Genomic DNA, 25,979 nt, shown 5'->3' on the forward strand with positions numbered 1-25,979 from the left:
GCCGCCCTGTGAACCGAGCTCTGCCTGATGTACAGCTGCGTGTCCCCACTGACGAGGACGCCTTCGCCTGGCACCGCGTCTTCGACGACCCGGAGGTCATGGAGTTCCACGGCGGGGCCGCTGCCGAGCTGTCCGTGTACGAGGAGCTGACCGCCCGGCAGCGCCGGCACGACGCGGAGCGCGGCTTCTGCCTGTGGACGATGACCGACACGGACGGCGACGTCATCGGCTTCACGGGCGCGCAGCCCTGGCCGCACGCCTGGGGTCCGGCGGGCGAGATCGAGATCGGCTGGCGGCTCGGGCGGGCGCACTGGGGCCGCGGCTACGCGACGGCGGCCGCCCTGGCGACCGTGGAGCGCGTACGGGCCGCGGGTGTACGGAGCGTTGTGGCGATGGTCGACTCGCGCAACGAGCGGTCGGTGGCGGTGACGCGGCGCCTCGGCATGGAACCCGCCGAAACGTTCACCGTCCCGGGTGACCCGCGCACGGGCCTCTGCTTCAGGCTCGCGCTGTAGGTCTTTTCAGGCTCGCCTCGTCAGCCCTGACGCTTCCGGTCGGGGGTCCGGCGGAGCTACCCTTCGGGTACCGCTGGGGGTGAAGTCTGTGCGTATTACACCCAAGACGCCCGAAGTGCGCGTTCCGAAATTCGTCGGTCTGATGGCCGTCGACGCGCGCGAGGCCGCGGCGGCGCGCGGCGTGCAGCTGGCCGCGCCCGACCGCCCCGACTTCCGTCTCACCGTGGTCGACTACGTCGTACGCCAGTACCCGCTGCCCGACACCGAGGTGCCCCGCGGCGCCGTCGTCACCGTCTGGTTCGACCTGGCGGAGGGCGAGGGTCACGGCGGCTCCGGGGTGAACGAGCCCCGTATGCCGGGACCGCGCGGCGGCGGGCTGCAGCGCGAACTGGACGAGCCGGGCGAGACGTACACGGTGGTCGGCATGTAGTCGTCGGCGCATGCGACCGGCCGTGACCGTCGTGGCACCCGGCCGGAATCAGTTCGTCAGGCGCCAGGAATCCAGGCCGGTCCGGTACGTCCTCTTCAGGTCGGCCCACACGTCCTGCTGCCCCACGAGGAAGATCGTGTACTCGGTGCCGTCCTCGGCGACGTACGACTGGTCGATGCCGTGCATCGTCCGGCCGCCCTCGTCGCGGTAGGTGTACTCCCAGATCGCGCCGGGCCGCCCCTGGAAGGTGTTCCGGCGCAGGTCGATCCGCTGGTAGTCCTGCTTCTTCCTGTCCTCCTCGGCGTGCTTCTCCATGTTGAGGACGTTGTCGTACGAGGTGTAGCCCGCGTCCGGGATGACGCCGATGAGGTAGTGCTCGGCGCCGGTGCTGCCCGCGTAGGTGATCTGGCTGCCGTTCTCCACGCCCTGGCGCGACCACACGTCGGGGATCACGAAGGAGAAGCCCATGGGGTCGACGGCCTTGCGATACCCGGTCGGAACGGTCGCGTCCGGGGTCGGGCTCGGTGTGACGTCCGTGGCCCGGTCCGGCGTCGCACTCGGGGTGGGGCTCGGCGCCGGGGTCGGCGCCTGCGTTGTGGCGGGCTGCTCGGTGCTGACGGCGGGCTTGTCGTCGCGGCCCGCCTTGTCGTCCTCGCCGCCGTTGTCCTGGAGCAGCAGCACCCCGGCCGCCACGCCGCCCCCGATGACGAACGCGCCGGCGATGGTGGCGACCCAGATCCCGGCGCGACGTGGGGACTTGGCGGGCGCGGCGGCCGGCTGCACGCCGAGCTGGAAGGTGTGCGGGTCGTACAGAGCAGCGGGGACGGGGCCGGGAGTGGGGGTGGGCGCGGGAGGAGGCGTGGGGGTGGGCGCGGGAGGAGGCGTGGGGGTGGGCGCGGGAGCGGCGGTGGCCGTCGGCAGGGCGGCTGCCACGGCGGGGTTCGGCGGGTCGTTGGGGGCGGGCGGTTCGTCGGGCGCTTCCGGCGCGGTGGGCGCCTGAACGGGGGCCGCCGAGGCGGGATACGCCTGCACAGGGGCATCCGTCACAAGAGCATCCGGCGCGGGCCCGAACGCCCCCGGCGGCACCTGCGGTTCCGGGACGATCCCGGTCCGCGCCCCGGCCATCTGCATCAGGTACGGCGCGAGGAACGCCGCCGCGAACACCCACAGCAGCCCGAACAGCAGCGCCTCCGCCATGCCGAGGCCCACGCCGACGCTGCCCGTGCCGCTGCCGCCGAGGTCGGACGCGGCCCCGGTGGCCTTCACGCCGAGGCCGCCGAGCGCGCCGAGCAGCAGGAACAGACCGAGGAAGATCCCGGCGGAGAGGAGCTGCTCGCGACGGTCGGCCGACCGTCGGGCCGCCATCACGCCCACGGTCAGTGCGCAGACGGTGCCGAGGGCCAGCGCCCCCACGACCGCCCAGGAGTTGGTGACGTCGCCGAGCTCGGAGAGGCCGAACGACTGGTGCTGGTACCCGCCCCCGTACGTCGAACTGCCGCCCGCCTCGAAGGAGATGGGCGCGCCCCAGCCGAGGCCGAGCGCCATGGCACCGAGGTTCGGCAGCACGAGCAGGGCGACGACCAGCGGCGACAGGTCGGCCTGGCCGAGGTCGGACACATCGGAGGCATCACCCAGGTCGTCGATCTGGGCGATGCTGATGAACGCGGCGATCGAGCAGATCACGAGGACGACGGCGAGCGCCCGCAGAGCCGTCCCGGTGGCCCGCACCAGCGCCAGCGCCGCCGGCCGGGCGGCGAGCCACTGAGCCAGGTCGTCCCGGTGCAGCGTTCCCGCGGCGACGGCGAGCGAGACGAGGAGCGCGCCGAGTGCCGCGAGCACGGGCGACGACGAGATCCGCACGCCCTGGATCGAGGGCTGCGCGACCAGGCCGAGCACGAGAACGCCGACGGTCACCAACAGAGCGACACGCAGAGCGGCTTCGAGCCCGGGAGTACCGGGGACAGGAGCGCCGGGGACGGGAGCGCCCGCCGCGCGGGCCCGGAGGCGTGAGCGCAGGACACGTACGCCCATCCAGAGCGCCAGGACCCACAGGGCGGTGACGGTGAGAGGAACGAGGGAGAGCGCGGCGCCGCCGCTGAGCTCCGCGCCCATGTCACCGCCGCCGGAGCCGAACGGCGAGTCCCCGCCGCCGAAGGGCGAGGAGCCGCCGGAGGCCGACACCTCGAAGCCGCCGCCGAGCGACTGGAGCAGCAGCGCGAGCGAGATCCGCATGCGGTCGCCGAACCCGACGACGACGTCGCCGCCCTGCCCGTACGAAGGGATGGCGAGGGCGACGGCGGCGATCACCAGGAGTCCGACGGGCCACAGCGCGGCCTGCGCCGAGCCGGCCCAGTCGCCGCGGAAGGCACGCCCGAGGAAGGCGCCGACGGGCGAGGGCCCGCCGGGGGCGAACGCGGGCGGAGGCGGGGCGGCGGGCGGCGCGAGCGGCGGAACGGGCGGCTGCCCCGGGGGCGCCGCGGGAGGAGCCACGGGCCCCTGAACCGTGGGCTCGCGCCCCGGCGTTCGTTCCCGCCCGCACGTCATGCAGAAGCGGGCCTCGTCGGGAGCCTGGGCTCCGCAGTGCGGGCAGAACGACGCCATGGGAAGTGCTCCGTCATCCGGGAAAGTCGTGCCGTCACCAAAGGTGACCGGCTGTCACCACGTAATCAACGGACACATCTTTCCCGGTGACCGGTTCCCCGTGACGGGGATTCGGCACAACGGACGGGCGCGGAGCGGGAATTGGGGGCCCGCTACCCGGAAGCCCGCTACTTGACGCCGCGGTGCAGCGCCACGACGCCGCCCGTCAGGTTGCGCCAGGCCACGTCCGACCAGCCGGCCTTCTGGAGGCGGGCCGCGAGCGCCGGCTGGTCGGGCCAGCTGCGGATCGACTCGGCGAGGTAGACGTAGGCGTCCGGGTTCGAGGACACGGCGCGGGCCACCGGCGGCAGGGCCCGCATCAGGTACTCGGTGTAGACGGTGCGGAACGGCGCCCACGTCGGCTGCGAGAACTCGCAGATCACGACGCGCCCGCCGGGCTTCGTCACCCGGTACAGCTCGCGCAGCGCCGTGTCCGTGTCCTGCACGTTCCTGAGGCCGAAGGAGATGGTCACGGCGTCGAAGGTGTCGTCCTTGAACGGCAGCTTCGTCGCGTCGCCCGCGGTGAACGGCATCCACGGGTGCCGCTTCTTGCCGACCTGGAGCATGCCGATCGAGAAGTCGCAGGGCACGACGTAGGCGCCGGCCTGCGCGAAGGGCTGCGATGACGTCGCCGTACCGGCCGCGAGGTCGAGGACCTTCTGCGCGGGCCGCGCGTCGACGGCCTTCGCGACCTCCTTGCGCCACAGCCGGGCCTGGCCGAGCGAGAGCACGTCGTTGGTGAGGTCGTACCGGTCCGCCACGTCGTCGAACATCGAAGCGACTTCGTGCGGCTGCTTGTCCAGGGATGCGCGGGTCACGCGTCCATTGTGGCAGTACGCCCCCGGGCCGGCGTCAGCGGCGCCGGTACACCAGGCGACCTTCGACGACCGTGGCCACGCAGCTGGCCGGGCCGAGCCGCACGAGCGAGGCACGGTCCGGCACGTCGAACACGGCGAACCTGGCCGGTCCGCCCACGACCAGCGGCGGCAGCAGGACGAGCGGCGCCGGCGAGAAGGACACCGGCCCCGGCTGGTTCGGCGGGCGCTGCCCGAGAGCGAGCCCTGCCCTGCGCACCGCGTCCACCACGGCACGGGAGCGCAGCTCCCCGGCCACGGCGACCGTGCCGTGCGCGAACAGCTGCTGGATGCCGCGCCGCGCGCTGGCTCCGACCCGGGACGGATCGGCGCGGAAGATCTCCCGCGCGCGCTCCCCGACGACCGGCCGTGTGCCGAACTCGTCGGCCTCGCGCGGGTCCGGGTGGTACGTGCCCTCCAGGATCTCGGGCCCGTAGGGGTTGAGCAGGCCGGGCGTGAGGATGCCGGGCCATCGCCGCACCCGCGCCTGCGGGCGGACGGCGGCGAGGTCCTCGTACGGGCCGAGGGCGGCGACGGACGCCCCCTCGACCAGGACCGCGGCCTCGGGCGAGGCCTCGGCCACATGGATCGTCAGCACATGAGCCTCAGTTGGTGGAGACGAGCTTCAGCTCGGGGTGTGCCGTGCCGCCCTCGATCGCGGTGGACGAGATGTGCGACTGGACGCGGTCGTCGACCGGGTCGTTCGCCGGGTCGTCGTGCACGACGAGGTGCTCGTACGTCGTGGCGCGCTGCGCGGGGACGCGGCCCGCCTTGCGGATGAGGTCGATGATCTCCAGGCGGTTCGAGCGGTGCTTGGCACCGGCCGAGGAGACGACGTTCTCCTCCAGCATGATCGAACCGAGGTCGTCGGCGCCGTAGTGCAGCGACAGCTGGCCGACCTCCTTGCCGGTGGTCAGCCAGGACCCCTGGATGTGGGCCACGTTGTCGAGGAAGATCCGCGCGATGGCGATCATCCGCAGGTACTCGAAGAGCGTGGCCTGCGTGCGGCCCTTCAGGTGGTTGTTCTCCGGCTGGTACGTGTACGGGATGAACGCGCGGAAGCCGCCCGTGCGGTCCTGTACGTCGCGGATCATGCGGAGGTGCTCGATGCGCTCGGCGTTGGTCTCGCCGGTGCCCATCAGCATCGTGGACGTCGACTCGACGCCGAGGCGGTGGGCCGCCTCCATGATCTCCAGCCAGCGCTCGCCGGACTCCTTCAGCGGGGCGATCGCCTTGCGGGGGCGGGCCGGGAGGAGCTCGGCGCCGGCGCCCGCGAAGGAGTCGAGGCCGGCCGCGTGGATGCGCTCGATGGCCTCCTCGACGGAGACCTTGGAGATGCGGGCCATGTGCTCGACCTCGGACGCGCCGAGGGAGTGGATGACCAGCTGGGGGAACGCCTGCTTGATGGCGGAGAAGTGCTTCTCGTAGTACTCGACGCCGTAGTCCGGGTGGTGGCCGCCCTGGAACATGATCTGCGTGCCGCCGAGTTCGACGGTCTCGGCGCAGCGGCGCAGGATGTCGTCGAGGTCGCGCGTCCAGCCCTTGGCGGTGTCCTTGGGCGCGGCGTAGAAGGCGCAGAACTTGCACGCCGTCACGCAGACGTTCGTGTAGTTGATGTTCCGCTCGATGATGTACGTCGCGATGTGCTCGGTGCCGGCGTACCGGCGGCGCCTGATGGCGTCGGCGGCCGCGCCGAGCGCGTGCAGGGGAGCGTCGCGGTAGAGGTCGAGCGCCTCTTCAGGGGTGATGCGTCCACCCGCGGCGGCACGGTCGAGGACGGTCTGAAGGTCGGCCTTCTCGGTCACCGGGGTCCCTTTCACGGGGTCAATGGACGGACCGATCCAGCGTACGCCAGCTCTTCCGGCTGCCCGAGGCCAGGCGCCCCCGACCCGTCCCGCCCGCCGCCCGGTCAGCGGACCGTGCGGGTCGTGACCGGGACGTAGTCGAAGTACAGGGGGTCGCCCTCGTCGTCGGTGGGGTACTCGTAGGAGCTGTTGTTCGCGAAGGTGGTCTTGAGCTCCGGCAGGAGATACGTCCCGTAGTCGTCGTACTCGACCTCGTGCCCGCGCTCCTCGATCTGCTCCACCAGCTCCTCGCCGGGGTGCGGAGCACGTCCAGACCGTCGAAGGTCACGTTGATGTGGGCGTCCTCCTTGCGGAAGCGCCCGAGTTCGACACCGGCCGGTGCCCGGTCCTCCGGGAAGAACAGGACGAACCGGAACCAGGAGTCCTCCAGCGTCAGCACGTACCGGCCCGGCGGCTGCTCGGTCCCCGCCTGATGGCTGACGCTGTGGCACCCAGATCCCGGGCGCTGTCCATCGCCTCACCGAACGGCATGCCGAACCGGAGCGGGGCAACACCGGCGTCCGGCCGAATGTCGACATCCATGTTCTCTCCCCTTTGCCGCTTCTACCGCTTCTACCGCTCGACAACTGGCCGTCTCACCACAGCAGTTCGGCCGTGTCGATGCTCCAGCCGCGCTCGGTGAGCATGTCGTCGGTGGTCGTCGCCTCCATGCGGATGGACGGACCGCTGCGGACCTGCCGCTTCGGTTCCCCACCGGGCTTCACCCGGGATCAGGCGGCGTACGCCCCCATCAGCACGCCGGTGAAGGCGCCCGCGATCAGGAACGGGCCGAACGGGATCGCGGTCCGCCGCCCCGCCCGCCGCAGCGCCACGAGCACACCCCCGTACAGCGCCGCGAACAGGAACCCGGCGAACGTTCCGATGAGCAGCAGGCCCCAGCCGTACCAGCCGAGCACCGCACCCAGTCCGACGGCCAGTTTCACGTCCCCGAATCCCATCCCGGCGGGGTGGATGAGGAAGAGCACGAGGTAGCCGCCGCCGAGCGCGGCCGCGCCGAGCAGGGACGTGCGCCAGGCGCCGCCGGGCTCGGGCAGCAGCGCGGCGAGCCCGAGCAGGGCGAGGGCGGCCGCGGCGAGCGGCAGGGTGAGGACGTCGGGCAGCCGCTTCACCCGGGCGTCGACCACCGCGAGGAGCACTCCCACGGGCGCGAGCAGCAGCCAGGCCGCGAGTTCGGGGCGAGCGCCGGTCGCGGCGGCGAGGGCGGCACAGACGAGAGCGGTGGCGAGGGAGACGAGGGCGGTGCGGGGCCCGTACGGGGTGCCGTCCGCGCACCGGGCGCGCCCGAGCCAGCCGCCCGCGAGGCCGCCGATGGGATGTCCGGCGGGGCACACGGCCCGCCAGTCCTCGTCGGGCTCGACGGAGAACCGGTAGGCGGCACGAGGCACAAGTCCTCCGGCGACCGCACCCCAGAAGACAGCCCCGACGACCAACAGCAGGTCCACATCCACGCCTCGCACCCTACGTACTCCCCCGGGAGCCCGTCAGGCGTCAGCTCCCGTCGACCTCATGAGGGCGTCCAGCGGGTCACTCATCGGCGGACACGTGTCGGCGCACGGCGGGCACGCGTGCACGTTGAACCCGGTCCGGTCGCCGCATGGCCGATGGACACGAGGACCGTCGGCCCTCCGCGGCCCGGCCGCGCGCCCCCGGCTCAGCCGCCCACCCGCCCCAGGCGCGCCTTCGGGTTGCCCGCCTCCGGATACTCCGACGTGTACACCAACACCTTTCCCTCCAGCCGTAGATGCACGGTGTGGGCGGACGACGCGCACGTTCCGGGGTTCGACTCGGCGGCCTCTCCCCCAGCCACCAGCTCCTTGCCCGTGGCCGACTTCAAGGTGAGTACGTCGACACAGTTGATGCCCAGCGGATCGGTCGACGTCACCGTGCCGACCTTCTGGCCCGGCCTCGCCTGCCGCACCTCGACATCGAAGGTGCCGAACGGAACCCCGGCCTGCACCACCTTGCCGTGCCACTTGCCGAGATAGCCGGACGGGACCTGCCCGCCGGACGGCGTGGCCGCGGGCGGCCTCCCACCCGTGTCCGAGCCGCCTTGCGAGTCCGAATTGCCCGGCAGCAGGTCGAAGAGGAAGGCCGAGCCCAAGGTGACCGCGGCCAGGGCGCCCGCGACTCCCAGCGCGACCGTACAACTGAGACTGCGCCCACGTCCGTTGGCGCCCGGCAGGGATGTCGCGGCCACGCTGACGGAGACCTTCCCGGCTCCCGGCACCTCGGTGCGCGGTGCCGGCACGGCGGAGTCGGCGGGCACGTAGGACTGCGGGGCCGGCGGTCCGTAGGCGGGATCGGGCGGCCCGAACACCCCGGCGGGCGATCCCGCCGCCTCCGACGGCCAGTCGACCGAGGGCTTGCTGAAGCCGACCGGCCCCGAACGCTCCGCGGCACCCGCCGGCGCCGCGCCCTCCAGGTCCAGGAGTGCCACCGCGCTGCGTCCCACCTGCTCCACCAGCGCGCCCGGCAGCCACCCCGCCGCCACGAGCCGGGCCGCGCCGTGCGGGGCGAGAGCGCTCGCCACCTCGTCAGGGGTCGGCCGCGCGGCCGGGTCCTTCGCCAGGCACGCGGCGGCGATGTCGCGCAGCTTCCCGCGCGCCAGGCCGAGTTCGGGCTCCTCGTGCACCACCTTGTAGAGGAGCGCGGCGGACGAGTCACCGGAGAACGGGGACGTACCGGTCACCGCGTAGACCAGGACCGCGCCGAGCGAGAAGACGTCGGCGGCGCCCGTGACGCCCTTGCCGAGGATCTGCTCGGGCGCCATGTATCCGGGCGACCCGATCGAGACGCCGGTGGAGGTGAGGGAGGCAGTGCCGTCGGTGGCGCGGGCGATGCCGAAGTCGATCAGGCGGGGGCCGTCCACGGTGAGGAGCACGTTCGACGGCTTCACGTCGCGGTGGACGAGCCCGAGACCGTGCACCGCCGACAGCGCCTCGGCCAGGCCCGCGCCCAGGGCCCGTGCGGAGTGGTCGGGCAGAGCGCGTTCCTTCACCGCCTGCGCGAGGGAGGGGCCGGCCACGTACCCGGTCGCCACCCAGGGCACGGCCGCCTCCGGGTCGGCGTCGAGAACCGGCGCCGTCCAGGCACCCCCGACGCGGCGCGCGGCGTCGACCTCGCGCCTGAAGCGCGCCCGGAACTCCTCGTCGAGCGCGAAGTGCGGATGGACGACCTTCACGGCGACGGTGCGGCCTCCGGCGCTGCGCCCCAGATAGACGCGGCCCATTCCGCCCGAACCGAGCCTTCCGAGCAGCCGATAGGGCCCGATCGTGGCCGGTTCGCCGGCTTCCAGCGGCTGCATGACCTGGCCTCCCCCTGTGCCCGCGCTCCCGTCGGGCCAGGGTAGTCCTCCCCCGTCACGGCACCCCGGATGCCATCGCTCGACGGAACGCATCCCTCCGATATCCGCGAGCCCGGTGTATTCAAAACGTTCACCGGTGAAATTCCTGACGTTCACAGTCGATCGCAACCGAACGGCCCCTTGTTTCCCGGATAGCCGGAATTGCCCCGCACGCGAGAGGGGCGGCACGCAGAAGGCGTACGCGAATTCCCGCGGGGGAATTCCCGTACGCCTTCCGGGGCGAGCGGATCTACCGCGTCACGGCTGCAGCAGATCGACCCGGACGTCGGCCGCGAAGCCGGTGGTCGGACCCACCCGGCGGGCGAACTCCGTGACGCCCTCCAGCTGCCGCGCGCCGAAGCGGAAGTCGAGCGTCGTGAAATAGCGCTCGAGGACCTGCTCGTCGAAGACCTCCCAACGGGCGGCCTGCTCGGCGACCTTGGTGACCTCTTCCAGGGACACGTCACGGGAGGCGAGGAACGCCTCGTGCACCTTGCGCGTGATGAGCGGCTCGCGCTCCGCGTAGTCCTTGCGGGCGGCCCACACGGCGAAGACGAACGGCAGTCCCGTCCACTCCTTCCACAGGGCGCCCAGGTCGTGCACCTGCAGCCCCAGACGCGGCGCCTCATGGAGGTTGGCGCGCAGGGCCGCGTCCCCGATGAGCACGGCCGCGTCCGCGTCCTGCATCATCAGGCCCAGGTCGGGCGGGCACGTGTAGTAGTCGGGCTGTACGCCGAAGCGGTCGGCGAGCAGCAGCTGCGCGAGGCGCACGGACGTGCGCGAGGTGGAGCCGAGCGCGACCCGCCGGCCGTCGAGCTGGTCGAGAGGTACCTGCGAGACGATCACGCACGACATCACCGGGCCGTCACAGCCGACCGCGAGGTCGGGGAAGGCGACGAGCTGGTCGGCGGCCTTCAGGAACTCGACGAGGGTGATGGGCGCGATGTCGAGGTCACCCTGGACGAGGCTCTCGCTGAGCTTCTCCGGGGTGTCCTTCGTGAGCTCGAGGTCGAGGAGCGTTCCCGTCCTGGCAAGTCCCCAGTACAGGGGCATGCAGTTGAGGAACTGGATGTGGCCGACTCGTGGCCGGTTGCGCTGCGGGGTCTCGGGAGAATTGTCCACATCGCGAGGCTAGACCCCATGCGGTACGGTGCAGGCTTCAGGGTCCCCGAGTCGGCCCCGTCAACCCTTTGGCGCCCCGTGTCAAACCTCCGGGTGACGTGATCTTTCCCTCTATTGCATTCCGGTGCCTGCATGCTAGGCTCGCCGCAAGTTGCAGTTTGGTTTCCCTTGCAGTACAGAGCCTGCGGAGCATGTGACCGCGGGCTCTCGTCGTTTTCAGACTTTTGCAGTTGTTCGCAAGTGCATTTGCAGGTTCTGGAGCAGGGCGACCCTTTGGCCCAAGGAGGGCTTATGGCTACCGGAACCGTGAAGTGGTTCAACGCTGAAAAGGGCTTTGGCTTCATCGCCCAGGAAGGCGGCGGCCCGGACGTCTTCGTCCACTACTCCGCGATCAACGCAAACGGCTTCCGCTCCCTCGAGGAGAACCAGGCCGTGAGCTTCGACGTCACGCAGGGTCCGAAGGGCCCGCAGGCGGAGAACGTCACCCCCATGTAAGTGGGGCGTCCCCAGGTCTGCCCTTGGGACGTCGTGACTCCGGAACGGATGCAGTACCCAAGGAGCCCCGCTCCGCCAAGTGCCCCGGCACGCGGTGGAGACGGGGCTCCTGCCTTTTCAAGTCACGCGTACTGCATGACCAGAACGCAGGTCGTACCGGGCTCCAGGGCGCGGCAGGTGTGCGGGACGTCGCCGGGGTACGACATGTAGTCGCCCGGGCCGAGTTCGACCGGGTCGTCCTGGGGTCCCGCGAGGACCCGGCCGGCGCCCACCACGATGTGCTCGACGGCGCCCGGCATATGGGGCTCCGACTCACGGGGCGCGCCGGGCTCGACCTGAAGGAAGTAGAGGTCACGACGGGAGCCCGGCGGGTTCGGCGAGAGCAGCGTCGCCGCGTAGTCGGCCTGCTCCGACGGAACGGCGACACCCTGGCCCGCCCTGATGACCTGGACGACGGGGCGCGGCGGGTCGAGCAGCAGACTCGGCGGGACGTCGAGCGCGACGCTCAGCGCCCAGAGGGTCTCCAGGCTCGGGTTCCCGCTCGCCGACTCCAGTTGCGAAAGCGTGGACTTGGCGATCCCCGCGCGCTTGGCCAGCTCGGACAGGGAGATCCCGGCCCGGCCGCGCTCCCGGCGCAGTGCCGCGGCGATGCGGTCGAGGGGGAGGCGGGGGGTCTCGCCGGCCATGCTGCTCCTTCTCACCGTTCGTTCGCTGGGCCGGACCGAAGCGTTCGCCTTGACGAACGGATGGTCTCGTGTCCATTCTACGAGTATGCGTTCGCCACACCGAACAGTAAGCCCCCTTGAGCGAACGGCGGCCTCTGGCACGCCCTCGGACCCCGCCGCCTTGCCCGCCCGCACCGACCGGCGTCTCCTGCGTGACATCGCGCTCGTCTGCCTCGCCGACGCCGTCGTGGGTGTCTCCTTCGGCGCGATCGCGGTCACCGGCGGGCTGCCCGTCTGGGTTCCCGTACTGATGTCGCTGATCGTCTTCGCCGGGTCGGCGCAGTTCAGCACCGTCGCCGTGCTCGCGGCGGGTGGCGGTCCCGTGGCCGCCGCGGCGACGGGGCTGCTGCTCAACACCCGCACGGCGGCGTTCAGTCTGGCCGTCGCGGACGCGCTCGGCCGGTCCTGGCCCGTGCGTCTGGTCGGCGCGCACCTCGTCACCGACGAGACCGCGGCGTTCGTCCTCGCGCAGCGCGATCCCCGGCGACGCAGGGCGGCGTTCTGGATATCGGGCCTCGGGCTCTTCGCCGCCTGGAACCTCAGCGTGCTCACCGGGGCGCTCGCGGGCTCCGCGCTCGGGGACACCGCCCGGTTCGGCCTCGACGCGGCGTTCCCGGCGGTGCTCCTTGCGCTCGTGCTGCCCGCGCTGCGCGGTTCGGCCGGGGTGCGGCGGGCCGCGGCGGCCGGCGCGGTGATCGCGGTCGCCGCGACGCCGGTGCTGCCCGCCGGAGTGCCGGTCCTGCTGGCGCTGACCGGATTGCTCGTGGCCCGCACGCCCCGGCGGGGAACCCCTTCCCGCGCACACCGCCCGGGCCCCTCTTCCCGTACGCATCGCCCCGGATCCCCCTCTCGTACGACCTCCCCGGGAGGCTCCTCGTGAACGCCACGCTCGTCGCCGTCCTCGTGCTCGCCGCCGGGACGTACGCCTTCCGGCTGGCCGGGCCCCTGCTGCACGGACGGGTCGAACTGCCCGCTCGGGTGCAGGAGTTGCTGACCGCAGGCGCGACCGTGCTGCTGGTGGGTCTGCTCGCGACGGGGGCGCTGACCGAGGGGCACGGCTTCGCCGGGTGGGCGCGGCCCGCCGGAGTGCTGGCGGGCGGGGTGCTCGCGTGGCGGAAGGCGCCCTTCGCCGTCGTCGTCGTGGGGGCCGCCGCGACGACGGGCCTCCTGCGGCTCGCGGGTGTGCCGTAGCGACCGCGCGGATGCGGCAATCCGTTCCGGATCGATCGGGTAACGCCTCCAACTCGCTCCCGACCGGGCCCATTCGGCAATCTGCGAACGGATAGCGGCTCCAACCGGTCGCGCGGACCGGAGTCGGGGGAACCGCCGCTACTGTGATCGGCCCGCGTCACCGACCGGACCCCGCGCAGAGGACAGATCCACCGATTTCTGCGCACGCACCGATGCCGGGGACCGCCGGCCCGGCACATGCTGACCGCATCCGACCGGAACGCAGCAAGAGGCAGCACGACGGAGGCACCAGAACATGCCGGAGCTCCTGCACACCCGGGCCGTGGGACTCGTCGGCCGGGGCGGCGCCGCGGCCGCGCTCGAAGGGCTGCTGCGCACGGAGCGCCTGGTGACGGTCGCCGGGCCGGGCGGCGTCGGCAAGAGCGTGCTCGCCGCCGAAGTCGTACGGCGCATGCGCCGCGAACCCTGGTCCGCGAAGGGCACCGCCGACCTGGCCACGCTCGACATCCCCGGCCTCGTGCCGCACGCGCTCGCCCGCGCCCTGCGCATCGACGGCGATCCCGCGGTGCCGCAGCTCCCCGCGCTGGCCGCCGCGATCGGGCGGCGCCCGGTGCTCCTCGTCGTCGACACCTGCGAGCGGCAGGCCGCGGAGAGCGCCGCCACGCTGCTGCACCTCGTACAGACGTGCCCGGAGCTGCGCGTCCTCGCCACCAGCAGGGTCCCGCTGGACACCCCGGTCACGTTCCCGCTGGCCCCGCTCACCCCCGACGGCGCGGCCCGCCTGCTCAGGACGGCCGCGCGCGCACTCGGCGCACCGCGGGACCCGGACCCCGAGCCCGCCCGCCGCGTCTGCGCGGCACTCGGCGGTCTGCCGCTCGCCCTGCGCATCGCGGCGGGCCAGCTGAAACGCCACGACGCCGACGACCTGCTGTCGCTCATCGGCCGCCCCGAGGACCTGCTCGACCTGCCCGCCCCGATGCCCGGACTGCCGCACCGGCTGCGCACGCTGCGCGCCTCGCTGCGCTGGAGCCAGCGGCTCTGCCCGCCCGGCGAACGGCTGCTGTGGGCGCGGGCCTCCGTCTTCACGGGGCCTTTCACCCTGTCCGACACGGTGACGGTCTGCGCGGACGACCGGCTGCCGGCCGACGAGCTCGCCCGCGCCTTCGAGGGGCTCACGGCCCACTTCCTGTTCACGCCCGAGCCGTCGGGTCCGGGCGCCTTCCGCATGACGGCGGCCACGCGCGCGTACGGCAAGCATCTGCTGGAACAGCTGGGCGAGGACGCCGAGTTCCGGCGGCGGTGCCTGGCGCACTGCCTGCGGAACGCGGCCTCCGCGCCGTCCTAGCCCTTCATCTTCCTGGGCAGGGCCCAGGCCGCGAGCGCCGCCGTCACGCACAGGAGGCCGCCCGCGACGATCAGGCTCGTCCGCATGCCCCCGAGCGAGAAGCCGTCACCGGCGCCGCCCGCGATCAGGGAGCCGAAGAGGGCGACGGCGAGAGCGCCGCCGGTCTGGCGGAATGCGTTCAGGAGGCCGGAGGCCGTGCCCGCGCGGGCCGCCGGGACGCTGTCCACGAGCAGGGCGGTGAGCGCGGGGACCGCGAACGCGCCGCCCATGCCCGTCGGGACCAGCAGGAGCAGGATCAGCCAGACGGGGGTGTGCGCGGCCAGCGGCAGCAGGCAGAACATGCCGAGAGCGAGGACGGCCTGCCCGGTCACGATGACGGGACGGCGGCCGAAGCGCTCGGCCATCGGCGGGGAGACGAGGTTGGTCGACGTGATGATCGCGGCCAGCGGTACGAACATGAGGCCCGCCTCGGTGCCGGACATGCCGCGCAGCTGCTGGTAGTAGAGGCCGAGCAGGAAGATCGCGCCGTAGAAGGCGACGTTGACGGCGAAGCCGATGGCGAGGGACACGCTCACGTCGCGCCGCCGCAGCAGGGGCAGCGGGACCATGGGCGCGCGGTGGCGCTTCTCGGCGGCGAGGAAGGCGAGTGCCCCGGCGACGGCCACGGCGAGTGCCGTGAGGACGGACGGGGCGGTCCAGCCCGCGTGGCCGCCCTCGATGACCGCGAAGGCGAGCCCGGCGAGCGCGAGGACCGCGGTGACCTGGCCGGCCAGGTCGAGCGGGGCGGGACGGCGCGGGGAGCGCGGGACGCGGGTGAGGAGGGCCAGGATCAGCGCGCCCACCGGCAGGTTCAGGAAGAAGACGGCGCGCCAGCCGGCGGCCTCGGTGAGTATGCCGCCGAGGACGGGACCGACGGCCATGGCGACCGAACCGCCCACCGTCCACAGGGCGATGGCCCGTGCGCGGTGGCGCGCGTCGTCGTAGGCCTGGCGGATCAGCGCGAGCGAGGCCGGCATCACGATGGCCGCGGCGCCGCCCTGGACGACACGGGCCGCGACGAGCGTGCCGATGCCGGGCGCGAGGGCGCAGGCGAGCGAGGCGAGGGTGAACAGTGCGACGCCCCAGACGTAGGCGCGCCGCGCACCGGCCCGGTCGGCGAGTGCCCCGGCGGAGAGCATGAGCGCGGCGAACATCAGGGTGTACGCGTCGACGATCCACTGGAGCCCGGTGATGCCGCCGTGCAGGGACGCGCGGATGGCGGGCAGGGCGATGTTCACGGCGGAGACGTCGATGGAGATGACGGTGAACCCGAGGAGCGCGGCGCCGAGGGCGAAGCCGGACGCCTGCACAGGTGGGGGCGAACCGGCCTCCGAGTCATGGACGCGGATCGGGTTCCGCCGGGCGGAGCGAGTGGCGACGGACGGCATCTTCGGGCTCCTCGGGTGGAGAAACGGGTGGGCGACGTGGTCCGTCGGTTCCTCCCCGGTACGGCTTCGTGCGGGCGGCTCCGGCGACCGCGGCCGCGGTCCGGTGTCGTGCACCCCCTGGGTCCGCGGCGGCCGGGCCGCCCGCAACGGGATCAACTCTGCGGGGTGTTGGCGCCAGGTGGCAGGGCGCCGTTCACCGGGGCGCGGCGTTCCTGGTCCTGACACGGCCCCCCACAGAACTCGCCGAGCGGGGACAATGGAGTTATGGCTGGTGGAGCGACGCACGACGGCACGGAACTGGGCAGGTATCTCAAGGCGCGGCGCGCGCTCGTGAGCCCGGCGGACGCGGGGCTGCCCGCGGGCGCGGGGATCCGGCGGACGCCGGGCCTGCGCCGTGAGGAGCTGGCGACGCTCGCCGGCGTCAGCGTCGACTACTACACGCGGCTGGAGCGGGGCCGCGAGACGAATCCCTCCACGGCCGTGATCGACGCGATCAGCCGGGCCCTGCGGCTGTGCGGCGACGCGCACGAGCGGCTGCACGACCTGGCCGAGCTGGCCTCGGGCCGCCTCACCGAGCCGCACCCCACGACCGACCGCACCGTGCGCGACTCGGTCCGGCGGGTCCTGGAAGCGCTCAGTCCGCTGCCGGCGTACGTGGTGAGCCCGCACAACTACGTGCTGGCGGCGAACCCGGCGGGCCGCCGCCTCCTGCCCGGCCTGTGGGACTGGCCGGACGAGGAGCGCAACATCACCCGGTACTTGTTCCTGCACCCCGTGGGCCGCAAGCTCTACGTCCCCTGGGAGGAGACGGTCGCCCAGTCGGTGGCGCACCTGCGCGCGGTGGGCGGCAAGGACCCGAACTCGCCGGAGCTGGCCGCCCTCGTCGGCGAACTCGTCCTGAAGTCACCGGAGTTCGCGACGCTCTGGGACCGGTACGAGGTGCTCGAGCGCGGCGGCGGCACCAAGACGTTCGCGCACCCGAAGGTCGGCGCGATGACCCTCACCTTCGAGGTCATGCAGCTGGCCCGCACGGGCGGCCAGCGCCTCGTCACGTATCAGGCCGAACCCGGAAGCCCGGACGAGGCGGCGATGCTCCGCCTGGACCCGGCGGCCCGCCCGGACCGCCAGGAGCCCTGAACTCGCTTGTTCCTCAAGCCCGTTCGAGTATCGCGGTGACGCCCTGCCCGCCGGCGGCGCAGATCGAGATCAGTCCGCGGGAGGGGGCGTCGCGTTCGCTCAGGAGTTTCGCCAGGGTGGCCACGATGCGGGCGCCGGTCGCGGCGAAGGGGTGACCGGTCGCGAGGGAGGACCCCGCGACGTTGAGGCGGGCCCGGTCGACGGGCGCGAGCCCCTGCTTCTCCCAGGCGGCCAGCGTCGCGAGGACCTGCGAGGCGAACGCCTCGTGCACCTCGAAGAGGTCGAAGTCCTCGATGCCGAGCCCGGCCCGCTCCAGCATCCGGGGCACGGCGTGGGCGGGCGCCATGAGCAGCCCGTCGCCCTCACCCCCGGTCACGTCCCCGCCGACGAAGTCCACCGCCCCGGTCTCGTACGCCGTGAGGTGGGCCAGCGGTTCCAGGCCCCGCCCGGTGGCCCACTCCTCGCTCGCGAGCAGGACCACGGCCGCGCCGTCGGTCAGCGGGGTCGAATTCCCGGCTGTCATCGTCGGGTTCGGGCCGCCGGTGCCGAACACCGGCTCGAGCGTGGCGAGTTTCCCCACGGTCGACCCGGGGCGCAGGTTCTGGTCCCGGTCGAGCCCTCGGTACGGGACGACGAGGTCGTCCAGGAAGCCCCGCTCGTAGGCGGCCGCGAGCCGCTGGTGGCTGGCGGCGGCCAGCTCGTCCTGCGCCTCGCGGGCGATGTCCCAGGCGCGCGCGGTGACGGCGGCGTGCTCACCCATGGACAGCCCGGTGCGCGGCTCGGCGTTGCGCGGGATGTCCGGTACGAGGTGCTGGGGGCGCACCCGGCTCAGGGCCTTGAGGCGCGCGGGCAGGGAACGGGCGCGCCGCGCGTCGAGGAGGATGCGGCGCAGGGAGTCGTTGACGCCGAGCGGCGCGTCGCTCGCGGTGTCGGCGCCGCCGGCGACCGCGCTGTCGAGCTGCCCGAGCGCGATCTTGTTGGCGGCGGAGATCACGGCCTGAAGCCCGGTGCCGCAGGCCTGCTGGATGTCGTACGCCGGGGTGCGCGGGTCGAGCGCGGAGCCGAGGAGCGTCTCGCGCGCGAGGTTGAAGTCGCGGCTGTGCTTGAGGACGGCTCCGGCGACGAACTCGCCGACGACGCCCGGACCTTGGAGGTCGTAGCGCGCGGCGAGACCGTCGAGGGCCGCGGTCAGCATGTCCTGGTTGGAGGCGGTCGCGTAGGGGCCGTCGGAGCGGGCGAAGGGGATGCGGCTGCCGCCGACGACCGCGACGCGGCGCGGCAGATCTGCGCGCACCGGGCGTGCTGGGCGTTCCATCTCGACCAACTCCTGACTGTTGAGTAACCTTACTCGAAAGTAAATTACCGACCGAGCAGGGAGTCGGACAATGGCCGACCGCTATCTGAACTTCACCGGCACGGCCCCGGGCCGCTTCCTGACCCGCCGCCTGGGCCTCCCCCAGCCCGCACCACTGCACCGCTGGACACCCGAACGACCGGCGCTGGACGGCCCGTTGCTCCATCTCACGGCGGGCGAGTCCGGGCACACGGCAGAGCTCGCGGAGCTGCTGGCGCACACCGGCCCCGACGTGGTCGCGGCGGCCGAGCGCCCCGCCGCGATCGTCCTCGACGCCACCGCGGTCACGGGCATTGCCGCGCTCGCCGAGGTGCACGCGGCCCTGCACCCGGTCGCGCGCTCGGTCGCGCCCAGTGGCCGCATCGTGGTGCTCGGCGCCCCGCTCTCCCGCGACGACCACCACCAGGCCGCCTCCCAGCAGGCGCTCGAAGGGTTCGTGCGCTCCCTCGGCAAGGAGATCGGCCGCGGCCGCACCGTCACCCTCGTACGCGTCGAAGGGCCCGTGGCAGCAGCCGAGTCGACCCTCCGCTTCCTCCTGTCGCCCAAGTCCGCGTACGTCAGCGGCCAGGTGATCGAGGTCGCGTCCGGTGACACCACGGCGCCCGCCGACTGGGCGCGCCCCCTGGCCGGCCGCACGGCCCTGGTCACGGGCGCGGCCCGCGGGATCGGCGAGGCGGTGGCGGAGGTCCTCGCACGGGACGGGGCCCGCCTGATCCTCCTGGACGTGCCGTCCGCGCAGGCCGATCTCGAGGACCTCGCGGCTCGCCTCGACGCGACCGCGCTGCCTGTCGACATCACGTCCCCCGACGCGGCCGAGCGGATCACGGACGCCGTCCCCGCCCTGGACGCCCTCGTCCACAACGCGGGCATCACCCGGGACCGCACCCTCGCCAAGATGCCCGCCGACCGCTGGGCCACGGTCCTCGACGTGAACCTCGCGAGCGTCCTGACCACCACGGACGCCCTGCTCCAATCCGGCACGCTCAGCCGCGGCGGCCGCATCGTCGCCACCGCGTCCATCGCCGGCCTCGCGGGGAACGCGGGCCAGACGAACTACGCGGCAAGCAAGGCGGGCATCGCCGGACTGACCCGCTCCCTCGCCCCCAAGGCGCTCGCCGAACACGGCGTCACGGTCAACGCGGTGGCGCCCGGCTTCATCGAGACGAAGATGACGGCCGCGGTGCCGATGTTCATCCGCGAGGCGGGCCGCCGCATGAACTCCCTCGGACAGGGCGGGCTCCCGGTGGACGTGGCGGAGACGACGGCCTGGCTCGCCCACCCCGCCTCCGGCGCCGTCAACGGCCAGGTCGTGCGCGTCTGCGGCCAGAGCCTGTTGGGGGCCTGACGACCATGACGACCGTCACGCTCACCGCGCCCCCGTCCCTGCCGCCCCTCCTGGCCCGCGGCGCCCTGCTCTCACCCCTCAAGCGCCCGGGCCCCGGCGCCGAGGCCCCCGCGACCCGCCTGGTCCTGCCGGCCGCACGCGCCGACCGCACCCGCCTGGCCGCGTACCGCGAGGTGTGCGGCTTCGCCCCGGACCGGGCCGCGCTCCCGGTCACGTATCCGCACGTCCTCGGCTTCCCCCTGGCGATGCGGATCATGGCCGAGCGGCGCTTCCCGCTCCCCCTGCTCGGCCTCGTCCACACCTCCATCACCGTCACCCAGGCGCACGACCTGCCGGTCGACGAGGCGTACGAACTCTCCGTGTACGTGAAGGAGTTGACGCCCCACCGACGCGGTACGCAGGCCACGGTCGTCACCGAGCTGCGGGCGGGCGACACCCGCGCGTGGACCTCGACCAGCACCTACCTGGCGCGCCACCGCACCGGCACACCCGCCGGGGCGGCCACCGAGGAGCGTCCCGAGCCGCTGCCCGCCGTGGCCGAGTGGAAGCTGCCCGGAGACCTGGGCCGCCGCTACGGCGCCGCGTCCGGCGACCGCAACCCCATCCACCTGCACCCGCTCACGGCGCGCCTCTTCGGCTTCCCGCGCGCCATCGCGCACGGCATGTGGACGGTCGCCCGTTGCCTCGCCGAACACGGCGCGGAGGGCGAGGTGCAGGTGAGCGCCGCGTTCAAGGCGCCCGTGCTCCTGCCGGCGACCGTGACGTACGCGTCCCGGGGGCCCGCCTTCGAGCTCCGCTCGGCGCGGCGTACCCATGTCATCGGCGAGGTGCTACGCGCCGGGGGCGGGTGACCAGCGCCGGCCCTCCATCAGGTTCCCGAGGCCCGACCAGGCGAAGTTCATCAGCGTGGCCGCGGCCTCCTTGGCCGTGACCGACGGGTCCGTGTTGGCCCAGCCGGCCAGCGACTCCGCGGCCCCGACCAGCGCCTGCGCGAGCCCGGCGACCTCACGGTCGGGCAGCGCGGGATCGCCGTGCGCCTCCCTGGCCGCCGCGGCGATCAGGCCCGTCACGAACGCGACGATCTCCTCCCGCATGGCTGTGACCTCGACGACGAACGGCTCACCGCCCGTCCGCGCGTGGCTGTGCAGGACGGCCCAGCCGTCGGGGTGGTGCGCCGTGTGCGTGAAGAACGCCCGGAGCCCGTCCCACAGCTGCCGGTCGGCTCCCCCTCCGTCGGAGACACCCGCGCGTACGGCGGCGACCAGGGCCGCCGACTCACGCTGGATGCACGCCGAGAAGAGCTCTTCCTTGGAGTTCAGATAGAGGTACACCAGCGGTTTCGACACCCCGGCGAGCTCCGCGATGTCATCCATCGACGCGGCCCGGTACCCACGCTCCCCGAACACCCGCACCGCCGCGTCGAGCATCTGACGCTCCCGCACGGCCCGCGGCATCCGCTTGGCCCTCACTTCGCCCACCCCGGCCGCCCGCCTCTCTCCACACCGCGTCCGCCCGCAAGCGTAGCCACCACAACGCACGCACCCCGCACCACGACCGGAGGGAACCGGCGGGTGCGGGGTGCGGACGGGTACGAGCCTGGGGACTCAGGCGGCGGCACCCACCGCCTGAGGCTCGTCCTCGTGCTGGCTCTCTGCCACGAGCTCCTCGACGGGAGACGCGGTGGCGCTGTCGTACTTCACGCGGTCCAGGATGTTCTCGCGGGCGGCCACGATGACCGGCACGAGCGCCTGTCCGGCCACGTTCGTGGCGGTGCGCATCATGTCCAGGATCGGGTCGATGGCGAGGAGCAGGCCCACGCCCTCCATCGGGAGGCCGAGCGTCGACAGGGTCAGCGTCAGCATGACCGTGGCACCGGTCAGTCCGGCGGTCGCGGCGGAGCCGATCACCGAGACGAACGCGATGAGCAGGTACTCCTTGATGCCGAGCTGCACGTCGAAGATCTGCGCGACGAAGATCGCGGAGATCGCCGGGTAGATCGCGGCGCAGCCGTCCATCTTGGTCGTCGCGCCGAACGGCACGGCGAAGGAGGCGTAGTTGCGCGGGACGCCGAGGCGCTCGGCGGACTGCTGAGTGACGGGCATCGTGCCGACGGAGGAGCGGGACACGAAGGCCAGCTGGATCGCGGGCCAGGCGCCCTTGAAGAACTGGAGCGGGTTCAGCTTGGCGACGGTCGCGAGGAGCAGCGGGTAGACGCCGAAGAGGACCAGGGCGCAGCCGACGTAGATGTCGATCGTGAACGTCGCGTAGTTGCCGAGAAGGTCCCAGCCGTACTGGACGATGGCGCGGCCGATGAGGCCGGCGGAGCCGATCGGGGCGAGCAGGATGACCCACCACAGGGCCTTCTGCAGCAGTTCGAGCACCGACTCGGACAGGGAGAGGATCGGCTGGGCCTTCGGGCCGATCTTCAGGATGGCGACACCGGCGACGACCGCCATGAAGACGATCTGCAGGACGTTGAGCTCGGTGAACGGCGTGACGACATCGGTCGGGACGATGCCGGTCAGGAAGTCCAGCCAGGAGCCGGCGTGGTCGGGCTTGGAGCCGTCGGCCGGGGTGAGGTTCGAGCCGTTGCCCGGGTTGGTGATCAGGCCGATCGCGAGGCCGATGACGACCGCGATCAGCGAGGTGATCATGAACCAGAGGAGGGTTCGGCTGGCGAGCCGCGCGGCGTTGTTGACCTTCCGCAGGTTGGTGATGGACACCAGGATCGCGAAGAAGACCAGCGGGGCCACGGCCAGCTTCAGGAGCTGGATGAAGATGCCGCCGACCTTGTCGAGGGTCGTGGCGAGCCAGGACACGTCGTAGGTGCGGGCGACGTAGCCGAGCACGAGGCCGACGACGAGGCCGAGCAGGACCTGGGCCCAGAAGGGGATGGGTATCCGGAAGCGGGGCTTCTGCTTCTCGGACGCGGACGCGGTGTTCGCGGACACGGACACACTCCAGTGATGACGCGCGGGTGGGGTCGGACGTAAGGAAGCGGCCACCGCGGGAGGAAGAACCAGGGGCGCCGCTGCATCGGGGGTCGCTTCAGAGGCGACAGGCCGCGGACATGCAACGGCAGAGATCGACATGCAGGCGCGCCACGAGCGGAACGCTCATGGGCATGCGGGCTGCGGATGTCTTCATGACAATCACGTTAACACTCATGCTTTGAGAACATCAAAGGGGTTCTTTGGGACAGAAATGACCTCATCCATGACCCTTGGGCCTGGAAAACGCAGGTGGCCCCGGCATCGAGCGATGCCGGGGCCACCTGTGCTGTGACGAAGCTTACGAGTCCCCTACACGGGACTTCGGGGACGAGTCGCGTTACGAGGCGCTCTGCGCGCGGGCCGCGTCGTCCGCAAGGTCCTCCTGCGTGCGATTGCGCTCGTAGTTGGCCTTCGTGCGGTCGACGCGCTCGACGATCTTGACCGAGGCGCGGTCACGCTCCTTGCGCAGCACGACGTAGCTGATGGGCGCGGAGATGACGAGACCGAGCAGGGCGATCCACAGGAAGTACGAGCTTCCGGCACCGCGGGGCACGATGCCCGTCGAGGCGAGGCCCCAGACGACAAGGAAGCAGCCCGCGAAGATCCCGAAGCGCATCAGCGTGTAGCGGAGCATGTCAATCCACTCTTCCGTTCCGAATCGGTCCTACGCACCACCAGTGAAGCATGCGCCCCCCGAAGGGCATTGAGCGGTACCGCGAGTAATGGCTAGAGTGGCCCTATGACCCTTACGTTTCAGTTGGACCCGCAGATCGGACCGGCGCTGCGGGACGATGTCCTCGCGCTCTGGGCCGACGTGTCCAACGCGGGCGGAGCGGTCGGCTTCGTCCCGCCCGTCACCACCGAGGACATCCGCCCCGAGCTGGTCAGGCACCTCGCCGCGATGACCGAGGGCCGCACCCGGCTCCTGGTCGGACGCGACGAGGAGGGCACCGTCGCGGCGACGGCCTTCTTCACGTACAACCAGCACCGCCTGCAGAAGCACTACATCTGGCTGTACACGGTGATGGTCCACCCGCGGCACCAGGGCAAGGGGTACGGGCGGGAGCTGATGGCCGCCGCGGCCGACGCCGCCCGCGCCTTCGACGGCATCGAGGCGATCCGCCTCACCTGCCGCGGCGGCACCGGCGCCGACCGCTTCTACGCGGCGTGCGGCTACAAGGAGGTCGGCCGCGTCCCGGGCGCGATCCGGGTGGCCCCCGGCGACGACCGCGACGACATCACGATGCTGCTGCCGGTGGCCTGACCCGCGTACGGCGATACGGGAAGAGGGGCCCGGCCACCGGCCGGAACCCCTCTTCGTCGTTGCGCCTGTCGTCGCGGACGGCGTCAGCGGCGTCGTCAGACGCGCATCGCCTGCGGCGTCTCACGGCGCGCCGGGTCCGGACCGTCGTACTCGCGGATGATCTCGTACCGGGTGTTCCGCTCGACGGGCCGGAAGCCGGCGTCGCGGATCAGGTCGAGCAGGTCCTCGCGGGTCAGCTTGTTCGGCGTCCCGTAGTTGTCCGCGTCGTGCGTGATCTTGTACTCGACGACCGAGCCGTCCATGTCGTCGGCGCCGTGCTGGAGCGCGAGCTGGGTGGTCTGCACGCCGTGCATGACCCAGAAGCACTTCACGTGCGGCACGTTGTCGAACAGGAGCCGGGAGACCGCGAAGGTCTTGAGCGCCTCGGCGCCGGTCGCCATGGTCGTACGCGCCTGGAGGCGGTTGCGGACCTTGCCGTCCTTCATGTCGACGAAGTCGTGCTGGTAGCGCAGCGGGATGAAGACCTGGAAACCGCCGGTCTCGTCCTGGAGTTCACGCAGGCGCAGCACGTGGTCGACGCGGTGACGGGGCTCCTCGATGTGCCCGTACAGCATCGTCGACGGGGTCTTGAGACCCTTCTCGTGCGCGAGGCGGTGGATCCGCGACCAGTCCTCCCAGTGGGTGGCGTGGTCGACGATGTGCTGCCGGACCTCCCAGTCGAAGATCTCGGCGCCGCCGCCGGTCAGCGACTCCAGACCGGCGTCGATCAGCTCGTCGAGGATCTCGGAGGCGGAGAGCCCGGAGATCGTCTCGAAGTGGTGGATCTCCGTCGCCGTGAACGCCTTCAGCGCGACGTTCGGCAGCGCCTCCTTGAGGGCCTTCAGGGAGCGCGGGTAGTAGCGCCAGGGCAGCGTCGGGTGCAGGCCGTTGACGATGTGCAGCTCGGTGAGGTTCTCGTTCTCCATCGCCTTGGCGAGGCGGACGGCCTCCTCGATGCGCATCGTGTACGCGTCCTTCTCGCCCGGCTTGCGCTGGAACGAGCAGTACGCGCACGAGGCGGTGCACACGTTCGTCATGTTGAGGTGGCGGTTGACGTTGAAGTGGACGACGTCGCCGTTCTTGCGCGTGCGCACCTCGTGGGCGAGCCCGCCCAGCCAGGCCAGGTCGTCCGACTCGTACAGCGCGATGCCGTCCTCACGGGACAGCCGCTCGCCGTCCCGCACCTTCTGCTCCAACTCGCGCTTGAGCCCTACGTCCATTGCCATTGCTCCTCACCAAAGACTGCGGCCAACCGTACTCCCCCACCGTTCGGGCGCAGGGCCCCCATCTGGCACTTCGTGCCCGCCCTCACTCCTCCTCAGGCAGCTCCCCCACCCGGTTCTCCCACTTGGTGGACAGCACGATCGTGGTGCGCGTACGCGAGACACCCTTCGTGCCGCTGAGCCGGCGGATGGTGCGCTCCAAGCCGTCCACGTCGCCGACGCGCACCTTGAGCATGTACGAGTCGTCGCCCGCGATGAACCAGCAGTCCTCGATCTCGTACAGGTCCTTGAGCCGGCGCGCCACGTCCTCGTGGTCGGCGGCGTCGGAGAGCGAGATGCCGATCAGGGCGGTGACCCCGAGACCGAGCGAGGGCGAGTCGACCGTCGCGCGGTAGCCGGTGATGACACCGGCCGCCTCCAGGCGGTTGATGCGGTCGGTGACGCTGGGCCCGGACAGGCCTACGAGGCGTCCCAGCTCGGCATACGAGGCGCGGCCGTTCTCACGCAGGGCCTGAATGAGCTGCCTGTCCACGGCGTCCATAGGTCCATGCCTTTCATTATTCTGAGTTAGCACGAGTTTACGTGTAGAATCTAAGGCATGCAGGGCGTTGCCCCTGCGAATCTTTTAGCCGAAACTCGGTTTCACCTTCGGCTTCCCACCAAGCGATCTTC

Annotated in this window: 27 protein-coding genes and 1 pseudogene; 10 read left to right on the forward strand and 18 right to left on the reverse strand. The window is 72.1% G+C overall.

Translation table 11 applies throughout. The annotated features are described in order from the left end of the window. Positions 1-8: 8 nt before the first annotated feature. Together OHO83_RS20845 and OHO83_RS20850 are read left to right on the forward strand one after the other, a co-directional pair. On the forward strand, positions 9-515 hold the full coding sequence (locus OHO83_RS20845) for a GNAT family N-acetyltransferase (RefSeq protein WP_240654323.1): 507 nt from the start codon (positions 9-11) through the stop codon (positions 513-515). An 88-nt stretch (positions 516-603) separates the two neighbouring features. Next, on the forward strand, positions 604-945 hold the full coding sequence (locus tag OHO83_RS20850; protein WP_266673176.1) for a PASTA domain-containing protein: 342 nt from the start codon (positions 604-606) through the stop codon (positions 943-945). Between the two features lie 48 nt (positions 946-993). On the opposite strand, the gene OHO83_RS20855 is transcribed toward OHO83_RS20850, so the two are convergent. The 10 genes and pseudogenes from OHO83_RS20855 to OHO83_RS20895 all read right to left on the reverse strand — a co-directional run bounded on the left by OHO83_RS20855 (position 994) and on the right by OHO83_RS20895 (position 10,769). After that, positions 994-3,435 carry a hypothetical protein gene (locus tag OHO83_RS20855; RefSeq protein WP_266676859.1) on the reverse strand — a complete coding sequence of 814 codons (2,442 nt, stop codon included), beginning with the start codon at positions 3,433-3,435 and terminating at the stop codon, positions 994-996. 42 nt (positions 3,436-3,477) lie between these two features. Further along, positions 3,478-3,546 (reverse strand): annotated as a pseudogene (locus tag OHO83_RS47025) (zinc-ribbon domain-containing protein); the annotation flags it as partial. A gap of 167 nt (positions 3,547-3,713) precedes the next feature. Further along, the gene (locus OHO83_RS20860; protein ID WP_266673174.1) at positions 3,714-4,403 is read right to left on the reverse strand and encodes a demethylmenaquinone methyltransferase; all 690 of its coding nucleotides are present in this window, start codon (positions 4,401-4,403) and stop codon (positions 3,714-3,716) included. A 34-nt stretch (positions 4,404-4,437) separates the two neighbouring features. Further along, positions 4,438-5,037, reverse strand: coding sequence for a hypothetical protein (locus OHO83_RS20865; protein ID WP_266673172.1), 600 nt, complete (start codon positions 5,035-5,037; stop codon positions 4,438-4,440). Between the two features lie 7 nt (positions 5,038-5,044). Then, positions 5,045-6,244 (reverse strand): cyclic dehypoxanthinyl futalosine synthase, encoded by a 1,200-nt coding sequence (mqnC, locus tag OHO83_RS20870; protein ID WP_116511252.1) that lies wholly within the window; start codon positions 6,242-6,244, stop codon positions 5,045-5,047. 104 nt (positions 6,245-6,348) lie between these two features. Continuing rightward, positions 6,349-6,525: a hypothetical protein gene (locus OHO83_RS20875; protein WP_266673170.1), complete on the reverse strand. Its 177-nt coding sequence runs from the start codon at positions 6,523-6,525 to the stop codon at positions 6,349-6,351. Between the two features lie 354 nt (positions 6,526-6,879). After that, positions 6,880-7,008 carry a hypothetical protein gene (locus tag OHO83_RS20880; RefSeq protein ID WP_266673168.1) on the reverse strand — a complete coding sequence of 43 codons (129 nt, stop codon included), beginning with the start codon at positions 7,006-7,008 and terminating at the stop codon, positions 6,880-6,882. 6 nt (positions 7,009-7,014) lie between these two features. Continuing rightward, complete coding sequence (locus OHO83_RS20885; RefSeq protein ID WP_266673166.1) at positions 7,015-7,752, reverse strand: prepilin peptidase; 738 nt, start codon at positions 7,750-7,752, stop codon at positions 7,015-7,017. 203 nt (positions 7,753-7,955) lie between these two features. Next, the gene (locus OHO83_RS20890; RefSeq protein WP_266673164.1) at positions 7,956-9,608 is read right to left on the reverse strand and encodes a serine/threonine-protein kinase; all 1,653 of its coding nucleotides are present in this window, start codon (positions 9,606-9,608) and stop codon (positions 7,956-7,958) included. Positions 9,609-9,905: 297 nt separating this feature from the next. Then, entirely contained in the window at positions 9,906-10,769 is an 864-nt protein-coding gene (locus tag OHO83_RS20895) for a menaquinone biosynthetic enzyme MqnA/MqnD family protein (protein WP_266673162.1), read from the reverse strand. A gap of 291 nt (positions 10,770-11,060) precedes the next feature. On the opposite strand from OHO83_RS20895, the gene OHO83_RS20900 reads away from it, so the two are divergent. Continuing rightward, entirely contained in the window at positions 11,061-11,264 is a 204-nt protein-coding gene (locus OHO83_RS20900; protein WP_006138897.1) for a cold-shock protein, read from the forward strand. Positions 11,265-11,386: 122 nt separating this feature from the next. Here OHO83_RS20900 and OHO83_RS20905 read toward each other — a convergent pair whose 3' ends face one another. Further along, positions 11,387-11,950 carry a helix-turn-helix domain-containing protein gene (locus OHO83_RS20905; RefSeq protein ID WP_266673159.1) on the reverse strand — a complete coding sequence of 188 codons (564 nt, stop codon included), beginning with the start codon at positions 11,948-11,950 and terminating at the stop codon, positions 11,387-11,389. Between the two features lie 85 nt (positions 11,951-12,035). On the opposite strand from OHO83_RS20905, the gene OHO83_RS20910 reads away from it, so the two are divergent. From OHO83_RS20910 to OHO83_RS20920, 3 genes are all read left to right on the forward strand, one after another. Continuing rightward, on the forward strand, positions 12,036-12,869 hold the full coding sequence (locus OHO83_RS20910; RefSeq protein ID WP_266673157.1) for an AzlC family ABC transporter permease: 834 nt from the start codon (positions 12,036-12,038) through the stop codon (positions 12,867-12,869). Beyond that, complete coding sequence (locus OHO83_RS20915) at positions 12,866-13,180, forward strand: AzlD domain-containing protein (protein ID WP_266673155.1); 315 nt, start codon at positions 12,866-12,868, stop codon at positions 13,178-13,180. Before OHO83_RS20910 ends, OHO83_RS20915 begins: the two co-directional genes overlap by 4 nt. A 295-nt stretch (positions 13,181-13,475) precedes the next feature. Beyond that, positions 13,476-14,525 carry an ATP-binding protein gene (locus OHO83_RS20920; protein WP_266673153.1) on the forward strand — a complete coding sequence of 350 codons (1,050 nt, stop codon included), beginning with the start codon at positions 13,476-13,478 and terminating at the stop codon, positions 14,523-14,525. On the opposite strand, the gene OHO83_RS20925 is transcribed toward OHO83_RS20920, so the two are convergent. Continuing rightward, positions 14,522-15,952, reverse strand: a complete 1,431-nt coding sequence (locus OHO83_RS20925) for an MFS transporter (protein WP_266673152.1) — start codon at positions 15,950-15,952, stop codon at positions 14,522-14,524. The genes OHO83_RS20920 and OHO83_RS20925 overlap by 4 nt on opposite strands. Positions 15,953-16,216: 264 nt before the next feature. Between OHO83_RS20925 and OHO83_RS20930 the strand changes: the two genes are divergently transcribed. After that, complete coding sequence (locus tag OHO83_RS20930) at positions 16,217-17,089, forward strand: helix-turn-helix domain-containing protein (protein ID WP_266673151.1); 873 nt, start codon at positions 16,217-16,219, stop codon at positions 17,087-17,089. Positions 17,090-17,102: 13 nt separating this feature from the next. Here OHO83_RS20930 and OHO83_RS20935 read toward each other — a convergent pair whose 3' ends face one another. Next, entirely contained in the window at positions 17,103-18,404 is a 1,302-nt protein-coding gene (locus tag OHO83_RS20935) for an acetyl-CoA C-acetyltransferase (protein ID WP_266673150.1), read from the reverse strand. A gap of 70 nt (positions 18,405-18,474) precedes the next feature. On the opposite strand from OHO83_RS20935, the gene OHO83_RS20940 reads away from it, so the two are divergent. Together OHO83_RS20940 and OHO83_RS20945 are read left to right on the forward strand one after the other, a co-directional pair. After that, positions 18,475-19,788: a 3-oxoacyl-ACP reductase gene (locus OHO83_RS20940; protein WP_266673149.1), complete on the forward strand. Its 1,314-nt coding sequence runs from the start codon at positions 18,475-18,477 to the stop codon at positions 19,786-19,788. 5 nt (positions 19,789-19,793) lie between these two features. Then, positions 19,794-20,639 carry a MaoC/PaaZ C-terminal domain-containing protein gene (locus tag OHO83_RS20945; RefSeq protein WP_330279716.1) on the forward strand — a complete coding sequence of 282 codons (846 nt, stop codon included), beginning with the start codon at positions 19,794-19,796 and terminating at the stop codon, positions 20,637-20,639. Here OHO83_RS20945 and OHO83_RS20950 read toward each other — a convergent pair. From OHO83_RS20950 to OHO83_RS20960, 3 genes are all read right to left on the reverse strand, one after another. After that, positions 20,619-21,266 (reverse strand): TetR/AcrR family transcriptional regulator, encoded by a 648-nt coding sequence (locus OHO83_RS20950; RefSeq protein ID WP_266673147.1) that lies wholly within the window; start codon positions 21,264-21,266, stop codon positions 20,619-20,621. The two genes, OHO83_RS20945 and OHO83_RS20950, sit on opposite strands and share 21 nt — an antisense overlap. A 126-nt stretch (positions 21,267-21,392) precedes the next feature. Continuing rightward, positions 21,393-22,739 carry a dicarboxylate/amino acid:cation symporter gene (locus OHO83_RS20955; RefSeq protein WP_266673145.1) on the reverse strand — a complete coding sequence of 449 codons (1,347 nt, stop codon included), beginning with the start codon at positions 22,737-22,739 and terminating at the stop codon, positions 21,393-21,395. Between the two features lie 379 nt (positions 22,740-23,118). Further along, the gene (locus OHO83_RS20960; protein ID WP_266673143.1) at positions 23,119-23,415 is read right to left on the reverse strand and encodes a DUF4229 domain-containing protein; all 297 of its coding nucleotides are present in this window, start codon (positions 23,413-23,415) and stop codon (positions 23,119-23,121) included. Positions 23,416-23,520: 105 nt separating this feature from the next. Between OHO83_RS20960 and OHO83_RS20965 the strand changes: the two genes are divergently transcribed. Further along, positions 23,521-24,045, forward strand: coding sequence for a GNAT family N-acetyltransferase (locus OHO83_RS20965; RefSeq protein WP_329434298.1), 525 nt, complete (start codon positions 23,521-23,523; stop codon positions 24,043-24,045). Positions 24,046-24,140: 95 nt separating this feature from the next. Here the strand turns inward: OHO83_RS20965 and mqnE are convergent, their stop codons facing one another. Both mqnE and OHO83_RS20975 read right to left on the reverse strand, forming a co-directional pair. Next, positions 24,141-25,304 (reverse strand): aminofutalosine synthase MqnE, encoded by a 1,164-nt coding sequence (mqnE, locus tag OHO83_RS20970; protein WP_116511303.1) that lies wholly within the window; start codon positions 25,302-25,304, stop codon positions 24,141-24,143. An 88-nt stretch (positions 25,305-25,392) separates the two neighbouring features. Further along, entirely contained in the window at positions 25,393-25,848 is a 456-nt protein-coding gene (locus OHO83_RS20975) for an Lrp/AsnC family transcriptional regulator (RefSeq protein ID WP_116511305.1), read from the reverse strand. Between the last annotated feature and the right edge of the window lie 131 nt (positions 25,849-25,979).

This window comes from Streptomyces sp. NBC_00569 (assembly GCF_036345255.1).
Lineage (GTDB): Bacteria > Actinomycetota > Actinomycetes > Streptomycetales > Streptomycetaceae > Streptomyces.

Coding starts and splice junctions, on each gene's coding strand:
- OHO83_RS20900 (WP_006138897.1), top strand. CDS start 11,061: ATGGCTACCGGAACCGTGAAGTGGTTCAACGCTGAAAAGGGCTTTGGC.
- mqnE (WP_116511303.1), bottom strand. CDS start 25,304: ATGGACGTAGGGCTCAAGCGCGAGTTGGAGCAGAAGGTGCGGGACGGC.
- OHO83_RS20925 (WP_266673152.1), bottom strand. CDS start 15,952: ATGCCGTCCGTCGCCACTCGCTCCGCCCGGCGGAACCCGATCCGCGTC.
- OHO83_RS20910 (WP_266673157.1), top strand. CDS start 12,036: ATGCGTTCGCCACACCGAACAGTAAGCCCCCTTGAGCGAACGGCGGCC.
- OHO83_RS20960 (WP_266673143.1), bottom strand. CDS start 23,415: ATGCTCCGCTACACGCTGATGCGCTTCGGGATCTTCGCGGGCTGCTTC.
- OHO83_RS20940 (WP_266673149.1), top strand. CDS start 18,475: ATGGCCGACCGCTATCTGAACTTCACCGGCACGGCCCCGGGCCGCTTC.
- OHO83_RS20905 (WP_266673159.1), bottom strand. CDS start 11,950: ATGGCCGGCGAGACCCCCCGCCTCCCCCTCGACCGCATCGCCGCGGCA.
- OHO83_RS20975 (WP_116511305.1), bottom strand. CDS start 25,848: ATGGACGCCGTGGACAGGCAGCTCATTCAGGCCCTGCGTGAGAACGGC.
- OHO83_RS20945 (WP_330279716.1), top strand. CDS start 19,794: ATGACGACCGTCACGCTCACCGCGCCCCCGTCCCTGCCGCCCCTCCTG.
- OHO83_RS20890 (WP_266673164.1), bottom strand. CDS start 9,608: ATGCAGCCGCTGGAAGCCGGCGAACCGGCCACGATCGGGCCCTATCGG.
- OHO83_RS20920 (WP_266673153.1), top strand. CDS start 13,476: ATGCCGGAGCTCCTGCACACCCGGGCCGTGGGACTCGTCGGCCGGGGC.
- OHO83_RS20930 (WP_266673151.1), top strand. CDS start 16,217: ATGGCTGGTGGAGCGACGCACGACGGCACGGAACTGGGCAGGTATCTC.
- OHO83_RS20935 (WP_266673150.1), bottom strand. CDS start 18,404: ATGGAACGCCCAGCACGCCCGGTGCGCGCAGATCTGCCGCGCCGCGTC.
- OHO83_RS20965 (WP_329434298.1), top strand. CDS start 23,521: ATGACCCTTACGTTTCAGTTGGACCCGCAGATCGGACCGGCGCTGCGG.